Source organism: Vibrio sp. TRT 2004, assembly GCF_050113735.1.
In the GTDB taxonomy this organism is placed as follows: domain Bacteria; phylum Pseudomonadota; class Gammaproteobacteria; order Enterobacterales; family Vibrionaceae; genus Vibrio.
In genome coordinates, this window is record NZ_JBNJOH010000085.1 from 1 (window position 1) to 4,804 (window position 4,804).

Annotated in this window: 4 protein-coding genes; 3 read left to right on the forward strand and 1 reads right to left on the reverse strand. The window is 44.6% G+C overall.

Features of this window, described 5'->3' with window-relative positions; genetic code table 11:
• Together ACQEXR_RS19670 and ACQEXR_RS19675 are read left to right on the forward strand one after the other, a co-directional pair.
• Window positions 1-499 (forward strand): hypothetical protein (locus ACQEXR_RS19670; protein WP_427020981.1); only part of this gene is annotated, 499 nt, incomplete at its 5' end.
• Complete coding sequence (locus ACQEXR_RS19675; protein ID WP_427020982.1) at window positions 496-1,191, forward strand: hypothetical protein; 696 nt, start codon at window positions 496-498, stop codon at window positions 1,189-1,191. The genes ACQEXR_RS19670 and ACQEXR_RS19675, both read left to right, overlap by 4 nt.
• A 326-nt stretch (window positions 1,192-1,517) precedes the next feature.
• On the opposite strand, the gene nhaC is transcribed toward ACQEXR_RS19675, so the two are convergent.
• A complete protein-coding gene (gene nhaC / locus ACQEXR_RS19680) occupies window positions 1,518-2,963 on the reverse strand; it encodes a Na+/H+ antiporter NhaC (protein WP_331427160.1) in 1,446 nt (481 codons plus the stop codon).
• 449 nt (window positions 2,964-3,412) lie between these two features.
• Between nhaC and asd the strand changes: the two genes are divergently transcribed.
• The gene (gene asd, locus ACQEXR_RS19685) at window positions 3,413-4,543 is read left to right on the forward strand and encodes an aspartate-semialdehyde dehydrogenase (protein ID WP_331418472.1); all 1,131 of its coding nucleotides are present in this window, start codon (window positions 3,413-3,415) and stop codon (window positions 4,541-4,543) included.
• Window positions 4,544-4,804: the final 261 nt, after the last annotated feature.

A 4,804-nucleotide genomic window follows, 5' to 3' on the forward strand; every position in this document is an offset into this window, starting at 1 on the left:
ATGGAGTGCCGACTCCGGCTGGTCAAGTGGTGCAGATGTAAAATGGCATGTGACTTATAACTTCTCCAACGACCCAAACAGGTATGAATTGCGCATTCCTTTCCAGCAATATCAAGACTCGTTTGATTGTGAAGTAAACTTGGGGGATATAACAGTTCAAGCCTATAACGCATTTGATACAGTAGGTTTTGCCCAACTACGTATTTACCAATCAGGCACAAAATATTACAACAAACCGATAGACTTAGATTCTACAATTGAAGCCAAAGATTGTCGTACTCGATATTACGAAGATTTAAATGAGTGGTCATCTGGCTTAGCATGCAGTTTTTATACGAATGGAGAAATAAGGGATAAACAAGCGGATTTAGTCGTTTTCAATGCTTACAGTGTCTACTTTGATTTCTCTCAGTTTAATAGCGATACGGTGATTCACTACGACATTTTAGCTGGTGAAGAGTATCGTAGTACCCCGTTAGATCCGGAGACTGGCAAGTGACTCGGTTAACTAAGCGACAATTCATAGAGAGAAGTGTCGCATTGGTTCTGGTTTCAGTGAGCGCACTTTCTGGGTTGTACTCGATACTGAACACTACCGAGCAAGAGTCTATTCTGGTTACGGGCTTAAAACCAACCGATGCAACCGTAAAAGTGTGGGCAAACTATTGGGTATATGGTGATGACTGTGAATCCTACTCTTATGATATGTTTGGCCAAAAAGCCCATCGAGGAGGAAAGATCACTACATTCTTTACTCCGAGTAATGATGTAAGTGATGACCGTTATCAGTTCACCGTGCCATACTCAACTTACACAAACAGTGAAAATTGCGTGGTCGAATTAAGAGATATCAAGGTCGAAGCCTATAACGCATTTGATACGGTAGGTTTTGCCCAACTACGTATTTACCAATCAGGCACCGATTATAACAATAAACCGATAGGCTTAGATTCTACAATCGAAGCTAAAAAATGCGAGCCCTTTTATTCTGCAAAATATAATAGATGGACGAATGGATTTGGTTGCTTTTATTACGTTAATGGTGAAAAGAAATCAAAAGACCAAGAGTTTAACGCAGAAAGTGTCTACTTTGATTTCTCTCAGTTTAATAGCGATACGGTGATTCACTACGATATTTTAGCTGGTGAAGAGTATCGTAGTACCCCGTTAGACCCTCAAACAGGTAAGTAACTCCGTCTAGCCACCGACCAAGAAAGTGGCTACTTTGTTGCTAACATTTTGTTTTCAGAACAGCACCAACAAGAAAATCAGCAGTGGATCACCAATATGCCAGTGGAAACATTGGCTAAGTTATTGTCGAAATGGATGTCTACTTCGAGCGTTGGGAAGTTGAGGGCAATGCGAGAGCAAGTGAAGCGTTACATTCTGCCAGAACGAAAAAAACGGCCCAAATCAAGGACCGTTCGTATGAGTAAAACTCGCTACCCTGTTCGTTCCAAACACGTTAAGTGATAGGAGTTACCCCAGATTAGGCGCTTTTTCGTAGTCAATAGAGGTTAAACCGTTTGCTTAGCCAGCTGCTCTGGTTGTTGAGCCTCTGAAGCCAATTCAGCGCCTTCAATTGGTTCGCATTTATCAACAAACCAACCCATATATGACGTAATGATGGTGACGAGGATACAAACAAAGCTTAACCACATGAACGGCGCATAAGAAAGTGTTGCGACACCAAGGATGCTCGCCATGTAGATACCGTTATCACTCCAAGGCACCATGCCCGAAGTCAAGGTACCGCCAAACTCTGCGTTACGAGAAAGATTTTTACGCTTGTAACCTAGACGGTCATAGTTCTTAGCACAGATCTTAGGGGTTAGGATCAGTGACACATACATCGCTGAACCGAAAACGTTACCCATAAAGGCGGTAGCAATCGTGCTTGTGGCAAGTGAACCTGCGCTCTGCACTCGACGTTCAAATAGTTTTGCGATGGTCTCTAGCACACCCACTTTATCGAGCAAGCCACCAAATCCTAGACCAAACACAATGACTGCAACTGAACCGAGCATTGATGACATGCCACCACGGTTTAGGATTGAGTCAATGAACGTTACGCCAGATGAGATTTCAAAAGGTGCCCACGCAGTGTTGAATGCTTGAAGGAAGTTAACATCTTGAATCATCACCGCCCAGATAATCCCGAGAAGTGAGCCGAAGCTGATCACAGGGAATGAAGGCATACGCATCGCCAGTAGACCAAGAACGATCACGACAGGGACGAATGAGTAAGGGGTGATGTAGAACTGCTCTTCCATCGCCTGAATAACAGATTGCACCTGAGTCATGTCAACGTTGCCAGCGTAGTGGAAACCAAACGCGGTGAACATGATGCCAGTAATGATGTAGCTGATTAAAGCCACTGGCAGCATCCCTTTAATGTGTTCTACGACTTCTACGTTGGACATCGAAGAAGCTAGGATCACGGAATCAGACAGTGGTGACATCTTATCGCCAAAGTAACAGCCAGAAAGTACCGCACCAGCGGTAATCGGTGCTGGAACGCCAAGTCCCTGACCAATCCCCATCATCGCAATACCCGCGGTGCCGGCCGCACCCCATGATGTGCCCGTTGCGAGTGCCGTCAGTGAACAGATGATCATCGTTGCAAGAAGGAAAATTGAAGGGTGAATTGCTTTCAGACCATAGTAAATGATGGTAGGAACGATACCGCCTGAAATCCAAGTGCCAACAAGCGCACCGACTGCCAGTAGAATGAGTACCGCTCCCAAGCCGTTGGATATGCCGTCCAATGCTGCTTTCTCAAGATCCTTGTACTGGTGTCCTAAACGTATGCCGAGCACCATGATAATGAACCAGCCAATGTATAGGGCAAGCTGGATAGGAAGATCCAATTGGGCAGTGAACGAAAATGCCATCAATAGGAACAATCCAAGGGAGACGATAACCTGGATCAAGCTGGGTAGACGTGGGGTAAGTTGCGTCATACAGAGCCTCTTATAAATGTTGTGAGCAAGAGCAAATAGAAGCCACTGCACTATCTGCTTTACGAGTGTTAACTCCTTTTTGGTACGAGTGGCACTTTACCGTAGTTAGAATAATATTTCGATAAAATGTCCATTCAATGTGATTTGAGTCTGTAATGGTGATTTATTGTGGTTAAATATATGGTAATTCGTTAATTTTAATGAGTTGAAATGTTTTGAAATGTAATCAAGGTGTGGCACGTATTTTTCACTTATGTTTTAAGAAGCATTTGTTTTGTTTGTGAAAATAACAATCGAACAAAAAGGGAGCAAAATGTAGGTTTTGCACTTATTTGGAGTGGGAGCAGATAAAAGTTACAGATTTGATGCAATTTTTCCTTGAGATTTTGCTTCGAAAATTGAATATTGGGGTATCCCATTATTTAAGTTGATTACACGGAGAGTTGAGAATGAGAGTAGGTTTAGTTGGTTGGCGCGGCATGGTCGGTTCTGTACTTATGCAACGTATGGTTGAAGAGAAAGATTTTGACCTTATTGAACCAGTTTTTTACAGCACATCTCAAATTGGCATCCCAGCTCCCTTATTTGGAAATAGTAAGGTAGGCAAAGATGCTGGAATGCTACAAGACGCATTTGATATTGAAAGCTTAAAGCAGCTTGATGCCGTCATTACCTGTCAGGGTGGTAGCTACACGGAGCAAGTATATCCAGCACTTCGCCAAGCTGGTTGGAAGGGCTACTGGATTGACGCAGCGTCAACCTTACGTATGGCGCAAGATTCTATCATCACACTCGATCCAGTAAACTTGGCGCAAATCCAGCGAGGTATTCACGCTGGTACTAACACCTTTGTTGGTGGTAACTGTACGGTTAGCTTGATGCTAATGGGTCTTGGTGGTCTGTTCGAAAAAGGCTTGGTTGAATGGACGAGTGCCATGACTTATCAAGCGGCTTCGGGTGCTGGTGCACAGAACATGCGTGAACTTATTTCTCAAATGGGTGTAATCAATGACTCAGTTAGCAGTGAACTTGCTAACCCATCGAGCTCTATCCTTGATATCGACAAGAAAGTTGCTGATACCATGCGCAGCGGTTCGTTCCCAACAGACAAGTTTGGCGTTCCTCTAGCAGGCTCATTGATCCCATGGATTGATGTGAAGCGCGACAATGGTCAAAGCAAAGAAGAGTGGAAAGCGGGTGTTGAAGCGAACAAGATTCTTGGTTTCCAAGATTCACCGGTTCCTATCGATGGTACCTGTGTACGTATCGGTGCGATGCGTTGTCACTCTCAAGCGCTTACTATCAAGCTAAAGCAGAATGTACCTATGGATGAGATTGAAGAGATCATCGCAACTCATAATGATTGGGTTAAAGTGATTCCAAACGATCGTGACATCACCGCGCAAGAGCTGACGCCAGCTAAAGTGACTGGCACACTGTCTATCCCTGTTGGTCGTCTCCGTAAGATGGCAATGGGCGATGATTTCTTAAACGCGTTCACTGTCGGTGACCAGCTACTTTGGGGTGCAGCAGAGCCGCTACGCCGCACATTGCGAATCATCTTGGCTGAGAAAGCTTAAGAGAGGCGAGAGTTTAGAACGCTGCGCTTCGAGATATGAGAACGCTTCGCTCCGAGACCGGACTTCGTCCTGCGAGAGGAGCTTGCGATGAGCGAGTCGAAAGCTGCAGGCAGCGCTCGCTGATATTTAAGTTTAATTACCTGAATTTAAAAGAAAAGGGTTGGCACTGTGTGTCAACCCTTCAAAATTTTCTCGCTTCTCGCTTCTCGCTTCTCGCTTCTCGCTTCTCGCTTCTCGCTTCTCGCTTCTCGCTTCTCGCTT

What these genes read in the sequence shown, in the direction of transcription:
- nhaC (WP_331427160.1), bottom strand. Translation starts at nt 2,963, where the DNA reads ATGACGCAACTTACCCCACGTCTACCCAGCTTGATCCAGGTTATCGTC.
- asd (WP_331418472.1), top strand. Translation starts at nt 3,413, where the DNA reads ATGAGAGTAGGTTTAGTTGGTTGGCGCGGCATGGTCGGTTCTGTACTT.